This window comes from Vallitalea maricola (assembly GCF_036985595.1).
Lineage (GTDB): Bacteria > Bacillota > Clostridia > Lachnospirales > Vallitaleaceae > Vallitalea > Vallitalea maricola.
In genome coordinates this window covers 1-308 of sequence record NZ_BTPU01000172.1, presented here as the reverse complement: position 1 = coordinate 308, position 308 = coordinate 1, and the positions used below count along the sequence as shown (strand labels likewise).

At 27.6% G+C, this 308-nt stretch carries 1 pseudogene; it reads right to left on the bottom strand.

The features are described 5' to 3' along the window. Positions 1–32 precede the first annotated feature (32 nt). Positions 33–164: pseudogene (locus AACQ14_RS23760) on the bottom strand (pyridoxal phosphate-dependent aminotransferase); the annotation flags it as partial. Positions 165–308: the final 144 nt, after the last annotated feature.

Here is a 308-nt window from a genome sequence, read left to right as displayed (position 1 = left end):
ACTAAACAGAGTTTATTTTTATTATTTTAAAGTTATTTGATTAATCTACCTACAAATTTTTCTATTCTATTAATAGCCAGTTTTAAATCATTGATACTATAAGCATAAGAGCATCTGATGAATCCTTCGCCACTATCACCAAATGCTGTACCTGGTACTACAGCATTTGGTGATAGTGGCGAAGGATTCATCAGATGCTCTTATGCTTATAGTATCAATGATTTAAAACTGGCTATTAATAGAATAGAAAAATTTGTAGGTAGATTAATCAAATAACTTTAAAATAATAAAAATAAACTCTGTTTAGT